Consider the following 16,037-nt stretch of genomic DNA (forward strand, 5'->3'; position numbering starts at 1 on the left):
CAATTTCGGTTTGTTCGCCAGGCGGCCGCATTCTTGATCGCTTGCGGCCTCATCGCCAGCCTGATGACTTGTTTCGCTGGGGCACTCTACGCCCAAACGGTGGACCCAAAATCAGTATTAGGCGACACGACAATCCCGTCCCCCGAAGACGTTTCGCAAACGTTTCCCTACGGAATCACGGGCAAGACGCCGCCATCTTTGACGAAGATCAACTACGAAGGACAAGAGTCTTACCACAAACACCGCATCAATTTGAGGATCTTTCAAGGCTGTCCCCAGATTGAAATCGCGGGAAGTGCTGTCCGCACGGGGGTACCTAGAACATACCGGGACGTGAAGGCGGCACCCTCCACCATCTGCGAAAGGTGGCATCGATAGACATCCTCATGAATCGGGCTCGTCCCCTCATCCGTCGTGGTCACGACGATCTCAACCTTCACCGCGGCGCACCCGCTCGGTAAGCCCGACACGAGTCCGGCGACAGACTGCCCCACAGTGGAACCCGATAATGACCATACCGGGATGTGCGTGGAGCCACTCGACATGAGCACTAGCGAAGGTTGCCCCGTCGCGTTCGACATGTTGTTTGCGCTCAAGTAGATCGGGGACTCCGCCCACCTGCCAGCTACTCGCTTTTCAATCTCTCTCGCACCATCCTCGACAAACGCCTGGTTCTTTTCGCCGGGTGAATTGACAGGATTGTCCGCCCCAGAGCCGGTGACGGTAGAGGTAAGCAGCGCAATGGATAGGAGGGGCATTCGCATAACGATCTGACCGGAAACGGAGACGGAACCGGCCCAAACGGCCTTGATGAGTTCTAACCCTACTGACTGGATGAAAGACATTCTTCGGTTCTCGATGTTTGGTTGGCTAGTTCTGGTATGACTTGTGGCGCGATGGCTCCGGTGTGGGTGCCGAAGGTCCTGCGCGCGAGGTGCAAAAAAAAGACTCATATAGCCGGACATTTTCGCGATGAAACGCATCTTGTCACGATTGAGATTTACCACTTCATTTGCGAGTGACTTAGCAGGAGTTGGACCGAAGGCGTTCCGCCATGTAGCCGGCTTGCCGAAAACTCCACAAGGACGATTGAATCGACACGTCGACTCAAGCAGCTCGCCGACAATATTGCTTCAGATGCCCACTCAGTCGCTCCTTACAAACCACATGTTCCTTCGCGTACTTCAAAATCGCCACCGGGTCACCGTCACGCACCGGAGGCGAGTGATCTCGCGCACTGTGTCCACGTTCGGTGTTGTACCAAGTCGCCCGTTTCTTTCAGCAGGTAATTGAGTTGTGTACAGAGAGGTCTTTGAAGAACCGTGACAGACGAGGGGGTCTACCTCAAGAAATACGTGACAGGAACCGGTTTCTACAAAGGGCCAAGAAGTTACTTTGACTTTTAGACCCACGAGCGAAAGCACAGTCCGCTCAATCGCCAAACGCTTGCGGAAGTGTACCGCAGTGGCCGGTAAAAACGCAGCAATCATCATATGTATTCCGAGCGCGCTCGTGGTCCGAATTTGGGGATCCACTTCATTTATAGTTGACAATCGAATAGGATTCTCGGTCTTCGTTGGCCTTGCCGGATGACATGTGCGACACAATCGGCGGAATCGAGTGACTGGCTGGGATCACTGTTCGGTGTCAGGCGTCGTAAACCATAGAAGATCGGATGCTCCAATGGCAGCGATTTCGGAATCGAATGCTGAATTATCTCTTGCCGCGGAGCCTGCGCCGCGACTGAGCATTCGGCACTTGATGTTGTGGACCTTGTGTTGCGCCGTTTATTGGGCGCTGATTCGCGAGGTTAATGCGAGGTCCTCGAGCCAGATGCAGGTGGGACTGTTCAGCAGCATCGTGACGGGAGCCGTGTTCGCCGGTGTGATCACGCTAATATCGATGCGAGTTCGCAGCAGTCCACCACTGCTGAAGCATCCGGGACATTGGTTGCTCTTGATTAGCGCGATCTTCACGCTGATCGCGGCACCCGTCCTTCACGCGTTAACTGGATCGTTGGCGCTGATGAACCCCTTTGACCCAGACCGCTGGGAGTTCGTGGTCATACGCATCCTCTATCTGTTTCCGCCGATCGCGTTTGCTTTTGCCGCCGCTCGCATCCGCGACCGCATCTGGAAGGTACTTTTCATTGCCATGGTCTTGCCGGGTGTCCCATGGTTTCTCTCCTTGCTTGGAATTGACCTGCCCAGCAGCTATTTCCACGCGTGGCCCAAACTCGTGCTCGCTTCTGCGATGGTGGTTGTATCGATTGTTGAGTTGAAGAATGGACCTCGACACGACTGGCTGCATTGGACCGGAGTCACGACCCATCTAGCATCATGTAGCAACCTTATTCTGCGGGTGCTCGCAACGCTCATCCCATGATTCATGGCACGGTTGCAGTGCAGCGATCAACTCTTGCAGCTGCGATTCACTGAAGCCGTGGTGGCACAGTGCAGCGAGGTTCTTGGCAACTGTCCGATCCAATTCGAAAACGCCGTGTTTTGCGTTTCATTCGAGTCCTCCCGGGAGAGACGAGTGATAAAAACACTCGAAGGCAATGAACGCTGAACCAATGTTTGATTGAGCACGTCGCGGGAAAAGGTGTGGCTCGAAGTGAATGTCGCGACTAGGATATGTGTCAGTGCTTCACCTCAATGAAGGGGCGACTGCTCGCAATTCCTGCTCTTACGATCTTGCCATGAATGATGTTGCCAACCAGTCGCCCGACAATAAGGACACCGGTTTTGCCGAGACCCGATTGCATGATTCCGGTGATGCGTTTTCCCAACAAGAGTATGACATCGCGTTGATTGCCGAGATACTTGAGTTCGGCAGTGTGAGTGAACGCCAGATGGCGAACGCCATGAGTGACTGGTCGATTCACGGCAGCATCTCTTTGGCCAAACACATCGAGAGCCAAGGCCTCTTGCCGCCTGAGCAGATCGCGAACCTAACACAACGCGTTGAAGGTCGCATTGAGCGAGCCCGTAAAAGTGCGGCCAACGATTCGTTAGCGCCGGCTGCTAACGAGAGTCTGTTCTTGGCGACCATCGAACGACTCGACCGCACTGGCCGCGTCTCAAAACTACTCGGCATCACTGTGGCCGCAAGCGTTAACGCCGAAGACAGTCGTGACTCCGATGTGCGTTACCAGATTGTGCGCAAGCTGGGACAGGGAGGTCTTGGACGCGTCTGGCTCGCACGTGACCTGAGCTTAAACAGATATGTCGCACTCAAGGAGATTAGCCATCCGTCGAAGGCGACCGACGCGATTGTTGACCGGTTCAAGTACGAGGCCGAAATCACCGGTCGACTTGAACATCCCGGAATCGTTCCCGTTTACCACTTAGGAAAAGACGAAAGTGGTCGGGATTTTTACACAATGCGGTTCCTCGGAAAAAAAACGCTTCAGGACTCGATTGCCGAGTATCATGAGCGATGGGATGAAGGGGATCATGACCCCATGCTCTTGCGGCATCTGCTCAACGCGTTCGTTAACATCTGTCACGCGATGGGGCACGCCCACTCTCGCAAGGTCATCCATCGTGACCTGAAGCCAGAGAACATTGTGATTGACAACTTTGGTCAGGTGATCGTGATCGATTGGGGGCTGGCCAAAGTGCTTGATGACACTGCGGTCGAAAGTCTTGGCGATGCGATGGCAAGTGGTGACGGGAATCGCACCGGCGAAGGTCAGGTTCTCGGAACTCCGCTCTACATGTCGCCAGAACAAGCGGCCGGACGCCTGGACGAGGTCGACAGTCGAACCGACATCTACGGCCTGGGCTCCATTCTGTTCGCGATCATTACCGGATACGCACCGCACGAGCAGACTCAGAAGTCGGCGGTCGATTCGGGCGTGGGTGCCCGCGGAATGATTTCGGTCATCGCCGGCGGCAACACGCCCAGCGCGCGGGATATCCACCCCGCGGCCGATCCTATTCTGGAGGCAATTTGTGCCAAAGCCATGGCCCGCCGACGATATGCCCGCTACCAGCAAGCACCCGAACTGGCGGAGGAAGTACAACGCTGGATGGCCGGCGAATCGGTTACCGCTTATCAAGAAACGGCCTTTCAACGGGGGCGGCGTTGGATCTCGCGGCATCAAGGGCTAACCCAAGCCTTGGTGGCAATGATCATGATCGTCTTGGTTGTACTGACATTGCTCGGCATGTCCGCTCGTCAAAATTACCTCGACGTTCAGGAGTCTCAGTTTACTCAGATGGAAGGCGACGTCAGGGAAATCGAGATTCAATTGCGTGGTTTGGCGGGCGAGTTGGCCAAAGATGCACGCTTCATTTCGGCACTGCCACCGGTCCAAGGTGTCATCGGCGCCCGCGGCGGTGTAGAGGGTGATGACGAAGAGGTTTGGAGAGCGCGGCTCGAATCGATCTACACAAGTCTGCTGCGATCCAACCCCGAGTACCTTGCCTTGTCCTATATTGCAAAGAATCAAGACGGGACCGAAGAAATTGTTCGAGTGGAACGCAATCCGGCTGACCCGTCATTCGTGACAACCTTACCTACCGGTCGCCTGCACACTTCGGAAACTGATCCGTTGATGGACGAGGTCGCGCTGCGCGAACCGGGTGACGTCAAAATGACGCTCGATCCGCGCCCTCGGTTTGCCAACTCAACCGATCTCGTGGAACGGCTCGTCGTCGCGACTCCTGTCTACAGCGACGTCGCGGGCGATTGTTTCGGCATGTCATTGATTGAGTCTGATATTGCTCGCCAAATCGAAGAGATACTCCTGGGGCTCGGCGGCGTTGAATGCGAGGTTTATGTAGCGGATGGCGAAGGCGGGCGACTTTGGGCCTCGGCAAGTCCAACAGCCGGCGTGCAACTAGCGACTTCAGGCCAGGTCATTAGTGGCCTGCCTTCGGAAATCGTCGAACAGATGAGTGAGCAAGGAAAATTGTTCGAAACCAAGAAAGACAATGAATATCTCTGTAAACGGTTCTATGTAGATCCAGCCGGTCGAGGCGTGATGATCTTCGCCCGACTTCCGGCTAACGAATAATCGCGGGCAGGTTGCGACGCGCTCCCGCGTGTCGTGAAGGAATTGCCGGAAGCCCGTGGGGTCAACAAACTCAAACGACCATCTTGACGGAAAAACTCCGTTCTTCCATTGGTAGAGAAGGCCCGAAGGGTGCTTCGCACTATTGGTACCTGCCCCCCCTTTTCCTTGTGCCCCTTTTCCTTGTCACAGTCTTGCCGCCCGCTCCTGGTGGCAATGTCTGGTGAGGCTATGGGTTCGTAGTCTTCTGAGTGGCTGTGCGATCCGCGGGCGCGCTTCGGCCCTCTTCGCGGCATCTATCCAGCAAGGCGGTTAGCTTCTGCACATCGGCCGGATATTGCTCGTACACATTCGAGGCCTCGCGGATATCGCGGCCAAGGTGGAATAGTTGACCGGGCGGTTGGGATGCGTCGTAAGGGATCGGTTCCTTCGATACACCGCCGCCATGCTGGCCAAGTATCAACTTCCAATCGCCATGCCGGATTGCCAGCGTGCCTCCGAAGCTATCGTTGACCATCGCGTCGCGCGTTGGCTGTCGCGCAGGCTGATCCCGTAGAGCGCCCAGGAAGCTGAAACTGTCTTCCCCAGCGTCTTCAGGAAGATCGACGCCAAAGAAGTCCGCAAAGGTTGCCAACATGTCGGTCAAGGCGATCAACGAGTCGTCATCCGAGCCGGCCGACACGTGCTTCGGCCACCGCGCGATAAGTGGGACACGAACGCCGCCTTCGTAGACGTCCGTCTTCTGTCCCCGCAAGGACCCGTTCACAGCGTGGCCGTTGATCGTGGCGTGATCCATCGGCTCGTACTTGACGACCGCTCCGTTGTCGCTGGTGAAGAGGACGATCGTATCGTTGGCAAGCTTCGCCTCGTCCAAAGCATCGAGCACTTCCCCCACACTCCAATCAAGCTCGGCAAGAAAGTCGCCGTAGACGCCGATCTCGCTTTCGCCGCGAAATTTTGGGTTCGGCGCAAGAGGGCTGTGGATGTTGCGGTGAGCGAGGTAGAGGAAGAACGGTTGTTGATTGCTTTGTTCCTTCACCCAACTCACGGCTCGCTCGGTGAGCATCTGAGCTAGGTCTTTGTGTTCGTATCGAGCCGCTTTGCCGCCCTGGACGCCCAGCCGAGCAGTCCAGCCGTTGCGAGGTCGATGCAAGTAGTCCTTCTCGTAGCCGGGGCGTTTGTCGGGCGTTATGCGCATGGGATCATTCGGATCCAGTCCTACGACGCGATCATTCTCGATGATGATATGGGGGTGCTGACCCACGTGAGGAAAACCCCAGAAGTAGTCGAAGCCGCACTGCCGTGGTCCGGGACGCAACGCCCGATTGTAGTCCGGGCCGAATTCATCATCCCATCCAGGCGCCTCTGGACTGCCGAACCCGAGATGCCACTTACCGATGCAGGCAGTGCGATATCCCTGGTCTCGAAAGAGATCACCCAAAGTCAGGCGGTCTTCGTTGATCAGCAGCGGATCATTGGCCCACACGCAAGAAGACTGAGCCCAGGTTCGCCAGGCATACCGTCCCGTGAGCAGGTTGTAGCGCGTCGGCGTACAAACCGACGAAGGAGAATGGGCATCGGTAAACCGGCGTCCTTCGTGAGCGAGGCGATCGATGTTCGGCGTTTTGACTTTCGTCGCGCCGTAACAGCTCAAATCGCCGTATCCAAGATCGTCCGCGAGAATCAGCACGACATTAGGGCGGTCCGCCGCTGCTGGATTTTGCAGTAGCAGCAACCCGGTTGCTGCCGTTGCGATGATCGCGAATCGTAAAATCACTTTTGGAATCTCCTGGTTCTGTTTGCCTGGGAACGAAAGCATGACTACATCGATCTGGTGAACCGAAAGGTGGCAATCAATTCGGCGTGGCGGCGTCGATCACATCGTAAAAGTCTTTCATAATGGCAGCTGAGTCAAAGCCCTCCCACAGCACCATCTTGACCGGATTTTTGGGACGATCCACCCAGGCTTGACCGTTCAGCGCGGGGCGAGGTACTTCGACAGCTTTGCCGAATCCGGGGTCTTTGAGTACAGCAACCGCCGTGGCGTCAAAGAAGGAGCGGAACGGCGGATCGCCATGTTGGGACGCATGCTTGTAGAGGTTGACCGAATAGTCGCCAAAGGTTGTAAAGGTACCGCCATGACGTCCTTCGATACTGAGATCGACCTTGGGGCCCTTTTCGGGCATCTTGTCGAAGATGTCCTGCTGGTACGCCTTCACACCCCAGCTTCCAGAAGGATCGCCGTAGCGCACCGTGACCATCTCGAAATCGACCGGAAGTGACAGGACATAGTCGATACAGGTCAAATCCGAAGTCATGTTGTACTCACCCGCGCGGGGATAGTTGGACCCGAGCCAAACGATCTTGACGTTGGGGATGATCGAAGGGTCTTTCGCAAGCGCCAATGCAATGTTGGTCAGCTTCCCAATCGGCAACAGCACCAGTTTGCGGTCGGACTGCTTCTTTGCTTGGGCGACAATGAAATCGACTGCTTCTTTGCCGTCGTACGACTGATCATGAATGTGCGGCAGGATTTCGGCAAAACTACCGTTGGCCCCTTTGAACATGGGCAACTTTGGATAGAAGCCGCAGAGTTTGACGACTCGCACGGCTTCGGCCATTTGCTCGTCCACATCGCCGCCATTCTGCGTTTTGTTGACCGTAATGCCCTCAACTTCGAACGTGTCTTTGCTTAACAACGCGTAGGCGATGGCGTGTTGGTCATCCGTTTCATTGTTGGCGTCCGAGTCGATCAGCAGCCGGATCTTGTGGCTGTCTTCCGCATTGGCGCAGGCCACCATTGCTGCCCAAAACAGTGCGATCAAAATGCCATTGGTGAGTCGTTTCATTTCTAGCTTTCTTTCGGTTTGCGTTTGACATAGACATAGTAGGCTCCGCAGATCGGTTCGCCTCGCTCGTCGTAGAACCATGTGTACAAGCGAGTCGGCCCCTTGCTCAAACGCATCGTGAAGCGGGCCGCTTGATCCCCGCTTTTCAGTTCTCGCTTGCCGCGTTTACCATCGATCGTCATCCGGGCGGAGCGAATCGGCAGAGCCAAACCGGGTTCCAGTACACCATCTGCGACCACGTCGGCCGGAGCAGGCGCATTGAGCGCTAGCCCACTCTCACGCGGCCAACGCCGTAGCTCGAATTCGTATTCGCCGTCCTGCGCAACTTCGAGTTCCCACCAGCCGTTTTTGCGGTCGGCCTGGCGCACTTGGATTTGTTGATCGACAAACACATCCAACCATTCGCATGCCGTTAACAAAGAAGGGTTTTCTCGGTCGCTTCCAATAATCACGCGTTGTGGCTCGTTGGCCACCTCTTTCACCGAATCCCACCACGCATCTAGCTTGGCTCTCATTTTCGCAGCGATTTCAGGGTGTTGGCCGATCACATTCTTTGTTTGCATTGGGTCTTCATCAAGGTGATAGAGCTCTCGGTCGCGCAGCAATCGCCAGCGTTTCCAAAGCACTCCGGCGCCTTCACGCCGCATACGTGACTGGCTGTCCGGAGAGGGATAGTCGAACTCAAACGGCATCCGGCTGTAGTTGATGACCAGCATGCGATTCTCGGGAATCGAGCTTCCACCACGCATGGCGGGCGCCAAGCTAATACCATCGAACTCGGTGTCCTTAGCGATACCACAGAGATCGAGCAGCGTGGGCAGAAGATCCTGGGACTGCGCCAGTCCGGCCAAATCCCGTGGCTGGCCCAGGTTCCCATCGGGCCAACGCACGAATAGCGGCACGCGATGTCCGCCTTCCCAAAGGTCTGTCTTGCGACCGCGCATGCCGCACGGATAGTAGAACTTGCCAAACGTGCTGCCGTTGTCGGTGGTGAAAACCAAGATGGTGTTTTTTGCTAAACCGCTCTCTTGAAGGAAAGCTTCTAGGCGGCCGATGTTGTCGTCGACATTGCGGATCATGCCGAGATACCGAACGATTTTTTTGCGCAGTTCTGGATCGAGATCGGGATATTTTTCAGCGGTAAAGCGCCGTTCCATTTCCTCGCGGTATTTGGCCGGAACCCAATGGGGTTGGTGGGGCGCATTGGTTGGCAAGAAGAGCATGAAGGGCTTCTCAGACTCGGCCGTAGCGTTCATCCACTTGATCGCCTCTTCAAAAAAAACGTCGGTGCAATAACCGTTGAACCGTTTCTTTTCACCGTTGAAGGTGTAGATATCGTCGAAGTAGTCGTTGTTCCACTGGTCAGGCACGGAGTTGATGTGCGAAGAGGGGAACCAGAGCGAGTCATGGAATCCTCGGTCGCCGGGACGGAAGGGATAGTTGTCGCCCACGTGCCATTTTCCGAATAGCCCTGTGCGGTAGCCACCTTTGGCAAACAGGTCCGCGATGGTTGGCAATTCGGGACGCAGCAGCGTGCGCCCGCTGCTGACGTTGATCGCTGCGTTCCGAGCGGCGTCGCGCCCGGTCAGAAACTGGCCACGCGTCGGCGTGCACATTGGGGCAGCGTGATAGTCCGTGAAACGCAGGCTCTGTTTATAGAGCCGGTCCAAGTGCGGAGTTTGCAGCACGGGGTTACCGTGGCATGAGAGTTCGCCGTACCCCTGATCGTCGGTCATCACAACGACGACGTTCGGTCGGGCCCCCTCGGCAGTCAACGCGCCGGTTGAAATGAGAGCCAACAAAGTTGCAATACAGATTTTGAGCATAATTCGCTGTCACGCGCTAAGGTAATTTCTCGTGATGTTGCAGAACGAGGCTGTGTGATGAACGTGGCGTTGTCCGAGCTATCTTCATTCCATCGATGGAACGTCACTCGACGGAATAAGGAACGGTCGCAAGTATAGTCGATGTAACCGTTGTACGCCGGGTGTTCCTGGTCGCCATCGTCCGGCTACTGTTTCGTAATGTCGAATCACCGAGCAGTAATGAATGGCATCAATTGGATTCGGTAGACAGGGAGTTCTTCGCGGGAACTGCGCACTGAATTTGGGAAGCGAAATACTGTTTGTGGTCGGTTCAATCCGTGCTTCACAGAGCCGTTCCAACCCGATTCCCAACATCAGGACGACAACACTCCAAATGGTTGACTTCCTCATGTGATTTACCGCTGGTTTTTTAGGGTCTACAGACTCAAATCGATATCCCGTTCATTTCGGTTCCTGCTGTTTCCAAACAATGTTCGCCGTTTCGTTTTCGATATCGAGTTGAACTGACGCGTGGGCGAATACCCGGGAGTACGTGTAGCCGTCACGAAAGGCCGGCCCCTTGGGCGGGCCCAACGGGCGGTCATAGTCAGCCGGATGTGTCAGCCATGTTTTGCTTTTCTTGGCGTCATAGCTGTCTTTCAAGTCAAAATAGCTGTACTTCTCGGCGCAGATAAGAAAGATTGCCAACTGATAGTTGAAACGATTCTTAACGTCCTTGCCTCGCCTGATGGGGGTGTTGACCCTTGTCGCTGATCTCGGGGTTTCATCCGCGTCTTGCTGGTTTCCACCCAACCCACATGTGTAAGCAATGATGGATCCCTGCCGCGCGGCTTTCTGAAAATCCTTGATTCCCTGGGCAACATAGTCTTTCTTGGACATCCCCACGGCGCCCTCAAATCCCTCGATATAAGATCCATCCAACGTCTTGATATAACGGAGACCCGAATCCGGGAAACGTGCTCTCAATATGTTCGCCAGCATCAGCTTCTGTGGCCCTAGCATGTTCCGCGTATCCTTCATCATGGTCACATATCCGGCTAACTCAGCGGCTTTCTTTTCTTCTCCAATAACACCTTTCAGGAAGGCTGGCTCGAGAATCTTGACCACACCGTCCAGAAAAATTCCGTCAATGGATGGATCGGAACAAACCTCTTTTGCAGCGTTGATCCACCAATCACGTAGCATCTTGTTCGTGAGATCGTAGGCTTGGATCCGGTTGCGGATGAGTTTGTCGTTGCCATCGCGCCCAACCAGAAAGGCCCCGGGGATGAATGGCACGGGCGTAAGCCGCTTCGAACAAGATGTAGTGGATCGAGACCTGAACCTGCACAACCCGTAGTGCTAGCAAATGCGAGTGGGCTTCGGCCAGCATCTTGAGTGCCATGGGCGGTTTGAAATCACGGCGAAACCACGCTGAAATGGTGATTGTTCACATCAATAATCCCAGGAGGCTTCGCCGTGAATCAGCAGTCTATCGAATCCCCGGCCGATGTTCAAAGTAAATTGAAATCAGCTTCCTCTCTGTGCTTGGACTTTCTCCTGCCCAAGCCGGAAGTGCTGAAAATTTGCGATGAGATCGGACACAAATATCGCGACCGAACGTACAACCCAATGATCGTTGTTTGGATGTTCATCACTCAAGTTCTCTCTGCCGATCACAGTTGCCAACAAGCGGTCACTCGGCTGAATGCTTGGCGTGTTGCTCGCGGACTTTTGAAAGTGAGCAGTGAAACAACTGCCTATTGCAAAGCACGGTGTCGCTTGCCTGAGCAACTCTTTGAACGGCTACTCCTCTCGACATCCAAGCGGTGCGAGCAAGCCGCCAGCGAAGCATGGTTGTTTCATGGGCGAATCGTCGAGATGGTCGATGGCTGGACGCTAACGATGGCCGACACCGACGAGAACCAGGAAGAATACCCACAGATGACTTCTCAGCGGCGCGGGTGCGGCTTTCCGATCGCGCGGATGATTGGAGTATTTTCGTTGGCGACTGGTGCCATCAACCATACTGTGGTTGGCCCTTACAAAGGCAAGCAGACGGGAGAGACATCACTGCTGCGGTCCATTTTGGACCGTATTTCGCCGGGCCGCATCTTGCTTGCTGATCGCTACTACGCAAGTTTCTGGTTGCTTGCCGCCAGCGAAATGCGTGGTGTCGATTTAGTCGCCAGGGCTCACCACCTTCGCAAGATCGACTTCCGACGCGGACTGAAACAGGGTTACCTCGACCAGCTCGTTCTTTATCAAAGGCCTCAGCGTCCGACTTGGATGAGCCAAGAAGAATATGAAGCGTATCCAAACTCAATCTTCGTTCGTCACATCAAGTATCGAGTCGAACAGAAAGGTTTCCGAACGCGTGAGATCATACTGGCGACCACGTTGATTGACGCGGAGACTTATCAAGCCGAAGAACTGGCGCACCTGTACTACCGGAGGTGGACCGTTGAGTTGCATATCCGCAGCCTCAAGACCCAGATGCAGATGGATCACTTGCGGTGCAAGAGCCCGCAAATGGTTCGCAAGGAAATTCATTGCCACATGATCGGCTACAACCTTGTTCGTAGTGCGATGCTGGCGTCAGCGTTGAGGTTCAATGTGTGCCCAACACGCCTGAGTTTTACCGGCGCGATGCAGGCATTGGAGGAGTACGCCGCATCGCTGAGGCTGGGGGCGTCACGAAGGAATCAGCAGTGGGACAACCTGCTTGAAGTCATTTCCGAGTTGACCGTCGGCAACCGTCCTGGCCGCCAAGAAAAAAGAGAATTGAAGCGTCGAGCGAAGAACTACAAGTTGATGCAATGCCCACGCAATCCGAACCGAAATCGTTACGCCACCGCAGCTTAAGCTTACGCCCGTGCCATTCGCCCCGGGGATGCTCTTTAGTGACGTATCGGCGGCGTAGCCACCGTAGTGCACGATCACGTTGCGGTAATACAGTATCTTCGCGTCCGGATTGACCGCTTTGACGGCCCGAGCCGCCTTCAGCGTTCCCGCTTCAACCGATCCGGAATCCCTGTGCCCTGTTGCTTTCTCAAAGGTAATTAGCGGAAAGGTTGCAAGGTATCGAATCTCTTCATCGGTGAACGCGGTGTCTTTTCGGATATGCACATACAGCGGCACGCGGTCCCACGAGAAGGCCGGCATCCGCTCTGGATTCGCCATGGGATCGGACGGTTCATCCGCCTGAAGTACATTCGCTGAGCAAAGCAACGCGGCGAGTAGGGTCATTGTGAAAATCGGATTCATTCTAATTCTCTATGGAATGGGATTGATATTACTGGGTTAGTCTTCGAATTTTTTCATCGTGGACGTCCTTTCCAAATTGCGATTTCAACAGACACTCTAGTAACTCACCGTTCCGCCTCTCGCCGGTTTCTGGCGTTCGTTCTTCCACCACTCGCTTGGGCCTTCGGCTTCGATGTCCGCCCACAGCTTCAAGAGAATGCTTTTCATTTCGTCGATCTTTTCCGGCATCTTGGCGGCCATATCGTGTTCTTCTTTCCAATCCTTTTGAACGTTGTAGAGCTGGAACTTTGTCAGCGTCTCATCGCCGATAATCTTCCAATCACCGATACGCATAGCGACCCGCTCACTTGGCGCGGAAACGTGTGTGCGCCAGAAAAGCGGAGTCTTGCGTTTGACCAACTTACCTTCAAAGGCGGGCAGCATGCTTGTCCCGTCGATGGTGCGATCTGTAGGCAATGGAATCCCCACGATGTCCAGCACCGTCGCGAACACGTCCGTGCCGATGACAGGCACATCACTGGTGCTGCCCGGCTCAACATGCCCGGGCCATCGCACCAAGCCCGGCACACGAATGCCGCCCTCGTACTCACTGCGTTTGTTGCCGCGCAAGCCGCCGCTTGTTCCACCATACGCTGGAACCGGACCATTGTCGGAGGTGAAATACAACCACGTATTCTCACTCACGCCCTGCTCATCCAAGGCGTCCAACAGCATGCCCAACGCGTGGTCGAGTTGAGTAATGTTGCCCATGTATTTGCGGTTCTCATGCCCTTGGTAGAGAGATTGAAAACGTGTATCGGTGGCAATCGGGGAATGCGGCTCATGAAACCACACCGACATGGCGAAAGGCTTAGCAGGGTCGCGCAGGTCTTTCAACCAATGCCGTGCTTCCGCAGCTACCAACGGAGCCGAATAGCCCTCCATTTCTCCCACGGGATTGCCGTTGCGGACAAAGTTCCCTGGATTCTTGTGACTGGGCTCGGCGTTATTGTGCGTTGCCATCCAGTAGTCGTAACCGTGATCGCCCGGTTGAGGATAATCAGGCTCATTGAATTGTTGCTTCGAGAGCAAGTGCCACTTTCCAACATGACAGGTTTCGTAACCGACCTCTTTGAGCAACGTCGGATAAGTGATTTCACTGGCCCGCAGATGAGCCTCGTGATTCCCAGACAGATGGCGGTAGACACCATTGCGGTAGGGTGTGCGCCCTGTCAAAATCGCCGACCGTGAAGGCGAGCAAACACCGCAGGCCGAATAACACTGAGTGAATTTAACACCCTGCGCTGCTAGCCGGTCCATATTCGGCGTCTGTATCAGCTCATGTCCGTAGGTTGCAGAGTCTCCCCAACCCATGTCGTCGGCGACCACAACCACAATATTCGGTTTGACTGCTTCTGCATTCGCAGCCGCAGTTCCGAACAAACACAATACAAACAAAGCAATACGTATCATCTTTAGTTTCCTGTTTATCCTATGTTGATTTGATTTTTCCGCCTGCCAAACATTCAATTGACCATTCTTTTGAGAAATCACCTCGTTGAGTTTTTTGTCGGGGGGAGCCGTATCGCAATTCACAAGGATCGCTGTCTAGAGCGAGGGGAAAAGGAAGTTCTGGCGAACTCCACTACTGGTTTCGGATCAGACGTCATTCGACGGACTTCGCAAGTGGTTTTGGATTCTCGACGAACGCGGCGGGTCTGCTGTTGTCGGCAATGTCTTTTGCGAACGCCTTCAGATGTTGCTGTAGTCTTCGCACGACTTCCGGATGCGACGTTATGACGTTTTTGTTCTCACCGATATCGCTCTCCAAATCATAAAGCTGCGTGGGTTTTCCATTGTTCGTATGGAGTTTCCAGCTTCCCGACCTCACCGCGCTGAGTGTGTTTCCGCGGTGATAAAAGAATGTCTCGTGCGGTGTTTTCGCCTTGCCGACGAGCGTTGGCCAGATGTCTTTGCCATCGATGACTCGATCGGTTGGAATCTTCGCGCCAGCTAGCTTCGCAAACGTCGGCAACAGGTCCATGGTTGTCATGAGTTCGCTATTGTCTTTGCCTGCAGGGATCTTTCCCGGCCAACGGGCGACGGTCGGCTCACGCATGCCGCCTTCGAAAGTGGTGCCTTTGTTTCCACGCAAGGGACCGGGACTCGCGAAGATGGTGTTTTTCGGTGGCCCGTTGTCAGACGTGAAAAGGACGAAGGTGTTTTCGTCAAGTCCGTTTGCCTTAAGCGTGTCTAGGATTCTGCCGACGGACCAGTCGATTTCGGCGATCGCCTGATGGAAGAGTTTGTCCCGCGTTCGGTAATCGATATTCGCGTTTTCCGTCTTCAACGTCGCCACGACTTCATCGGAGACGGTTTCCATGAATGGAGGCGAAACGTGCAACGGCGCGTGGGGGATGGGATGCGGAATGTAGAGAAAGAACGGCTCGTCCTTGTTCCTCTCGATAAATGACACCGCGTGTTCGGTAACTCGCTTCGTCAGGAAGTCGGCATCGGGATCCATCTCGATCACCGTTTCATCTTGCAGCAAAGGCAGCGGAGGAAAGTGGTAGTGATTCTGTCTCGGATGAAACGGATGGATATCGTGGCTGTAGGGGATTCCGAAATACTCATCGAAGCCTTGCTTGGTTGGTAGAAACTCTGGCTGATCCCCGAGGTGCCATTTGCCGAAGATCCCAGTCCTGTAGCCGACCGTTTTCAGAACTTCGGCGATGGTGATTTCACCGGGATTCAATCCCTTTCGGTCTCCGGCGAGCAGCACTCCGAAGTTTGAGCCCATCGCCATGTCGATGCGTTTCGGGTAGCACCCGGTCATCAGGCCGGCACGAGAGGGAGTGCACACTGGAGCCGCCACGTAGAAACTGGTTAGCCGAGAACCCTCCGCGGCCATCTGGTCGATGCGAGGCGTAGTAACGTGTTTACCGCCAAAGCAACTGAGATCACCGTAGCCCTGGTCGTCGGTGAAGATGACGATGAAGTTGGGTTTGTTATTTTCAGCGCTGAGCAGTGGAACGAACATTCCGCTCAAGCCTGCAACAACAAGGTATAAAATGAGATTGGTATTATTTAGCATGATGTCCTGCCTTCTTATAT

General features: G+C 54.8%; 11 protein-coding genes. 3 read left to right on the forward strand and 8 right to left on the reverse strand.

The window, feature by feature from the left end; all coding sequences use genetic code 11:
* Nucleotides 1-263: 263 nt before the first annotated feature.
* A complete protein-coding gene (locus CA13_RS35810) occupies nt 264-764 on the reverse strand; it encodes a hypothetical protein (RefSeq protein WP_419194957.1) in 501 nt (166 codons plus the stop codon).
* A gap of 919 nt (nt 765-1,683) precedes the next feature.
* On the opposite strand from CA13_RS35810, the gene CA13_RS28775 reads away from it, so the two are divergent.
* Both CA13_RS28775 and CA13_RS28780 read left to right on the forward strand, forming a co-directional pair.
* Complete coding sequence (locus CA13_RS28775) at nt 1,684-2,385, forward strand: hypothetical protein (RefSeq protein WP_146402534.1); 702 nt, start codon at nt 1,684-1,686, stop codon at nt 2,383-2,385.
* 259 nt (nt 2,386-2,644) lie between these two features.
* Complete coding sequence (locus CA13_RS28780) at nt 2,645-5,026, forward strand: serine/threonine-protein kinase (protein ID WP_419194958.1); 2,382 nt, start codon at nt 2,645-2,647, stop codon at nt 5,024-5,026.
* A 226-nt stretch (nt 5,027-5,252) separates the two neighbouring features.
* Here the strand turns inward: CA13_RS28780 and CA13_RS28785 are convergent, their stop codons facing one another.
* The 5 genes from CA13_RS28785 to CA13_RS28805 form a co-directional block, all read right to left on the reverse strand.
* Nucleotides 5,253-6,842, reverse strand: coding sequence for a sulfatase family protein (locus tag CA13_RS28785; protein WP_146402538.1), 1,590 nt, complete (start codon nt 6,840-6,842; stop codon nt 5,253-5,255).
* 34 nt (nt 6,843-6,876) lie between these two features.
* Entirely contained in the window at nt 6,877-7,872 is a 996-nt protein-coding gene (locus tag CA13_RS28790; RefSeq protein ID WP_146402540.1) for a nucleoside hydrolase, read from the reverse strand.
* Nucleotides 7,873-7,874: 2 nt separating this feature from the next.
* A complete protein-coding gene (locus tag CA13_RS28795) occupies nt 7,875-9,698 on the reverse strand; it encodes an arylsulfatase (RefSeq protein WP_146402542.1) in 1,824 nt (607 codons plus the stop codon).
* 84 nt (nt 9,699-9,782) lie between these two features.
* Nucleotides 9,783-10,088 carry a hypothetical protein gene (locus CA13_RS28800; RefSeq protein ID WP_146402544.1) on the reverse strand — a complete coding sequence of 102 codons (306 nt, stop codon included), beginning with the start codon at nt 10,086-10,088 and terminating at the stop codon, nt 9,783-9,785.
* A gap of 51 nt (nt 10,089-10,139) precedes the next feature.
* Nucleotides 10,140-10,976: a putative glycoside hydrolase gene (locus CA13_RS28805; RefSeq protein WP_419194959.1), complete on the reverse strand. Its 837-nt coding sequence runs from the start codon at nt 10,974-10,976 to the stop codon at nt 10,140-10,142.
* Nucleotides 10,977-11,156: 180 nt separating this feature from the next.
* Between CA13_RS28805 and CA13_RS28810 the strand changes: the two genes are divergently transcribed.
* Nucleotides 11,157-12,542 carry an IS4 family transposase gene (locus CA13_RS28810; RefSeq protein ID WP_419194960.1) on the forward strand — a complete coding sequence of 462 codons (1,386 nt, stop codon included), beginning with the start codon at nt 11,157-11,159 and terminating at the stop codon, nt 12,540-12,542.
* 498 nt (nt 12,543-13,040) lie between these two features.
* Here the strand turns inward: CA13_RS28810 and CA13_RS28815 are convergent, their stop codons facing one another.
* The gene (locus tag CA13_RS28815) at nt 13,041-14,396 is read right to left on the reverse strand and encodes a sulfatase family protein (RefSeq protein WP_146402548.1); all 1,356 of its coding nucleotides are present in this window, start codon (nt 14,394-14,396) and stop codon (nt 13,041-13,043) included.
* A 193-nt stretch (nt 14,397-14,589) separates the two neighbouring features.
* Nucleotides 14,590-16,017 carry a sulfatase family protein gene (locus tag CA13_RS28820; protein WP_146402550.1) on the reverse strand — a complete coding sequence of 476 codons (1,428 nt, stop codon included), beginning with the start codon at nt 16,015-16,017 and terminating at the stop codon, nt 14,590-14,592.
* Between the last annotated feature and the right edge of the window lie 20 nt (nt 16,018-16,037).

Source organism: Novipirellula herctigrandis, from assembly GCA_007859835.1.
Classification (GTDB): Bacteria; Planctomycetota; Planctomycetia; order Pirellulales; family Pirellulaceae; genus Novipirellula_A; species Novipirellula_A herctigrandis.